This is a genomic window from Pseudoalteromonas sp. BSi20439 (assembly GCF_000241165.1).
Lineage (GTDB): Bacteria > Pseudomonadota > Gammaproteobacteria > Enterobacterales > Alteromonadaceae > Pseudoalteromonas.
This window is the reverse complement of the sequence record NZ_BADW01000113.1, coordinates 1-819: the sequence shown is the minus strand read 5'-3', so window position 1 is coordinate 819 and position 819 is coordinate 1. Positions and strand designations below refer to the sequence as shown.

Below are 819 nucleotides of genomic sequence, written 5' to 3'. Positions count from 1 at the left end.
TGCAGCTGTTTGGTGATGGTGTTTTTGGTACGCAATGGGGTGATAAAATTGAAGCTGTCGGAAGCAAATTACCTAACAGTACCAAGGAAAGTATTGGTGATATTGTTTGGCTTGAATTAAAAGATTCAAAAGAAATTTTAGGTGTACCTAGAGATAACCAAAAAGTACATTTTTCTTTTGATGCTGAAAAGCGCTTGAACGGTGTAGCTGTATATTATAATGCTGACGACTATAGTGTTTTGCTTAATAAATTAAACACTCTATTTGGTGAATACACACAGGTTGCAGGAAATAAAACAGCGCTACAGTGGAAAAGCTCTGATTTTGTATTGACGTTATATTTTGCAACAGTTGGCATTAATACAAACTCAGTGTTTTCAATCGGGTACTATGGCTTAACAAAACCAGATGCTAATAAAGAGGATTTAGGTTTTTAAAAATATAAAAGAATTTTTACTGCTCTTGGTTCAGCTGCAAAACGCGAATTTGATCCCACACAAAAACAAATAGTAACAACAATGGTAACAATAAGTGATTTCTTGTAGGTTGTTTTTGTTATTTTTCAGTTTGTTATATGCTCAGTTAAGATTCCCCCAGCCCACCAATAACGGTTTTGAAATTCGTTTGTTTAAAAACCCTAAAAAACCCGCAACTTGAACAATCAAGTCGCGGGTTTTTTTTATGGCTAAAATTATTGAATTTATTGTGCTTTGGTTTATCTTGCGAACCCCGAACCCCGAACCCCGAACCCCGAACCCCGAACCCCGAACCCCGAACCCCGAACCCCGAACCCCGAACCCCGAACCCCGAACCCCGAAC

The 819-nt window shown here is 38.2% G+C and carries 1 protein-coding gene; it reads left to right on the top strand.

Features of this window, described 5'->3' with window-relative positions:
* A partial coding sequence (locus tag P20439_RS18620) for a hypothetical protein (RefSeq protein WP_036933633.1) occupies positions 1-437 on the top strand: 437 nt, incomplete at its 5' end.
* Positions 438-819: the final 382 nt, after the last annotated feature.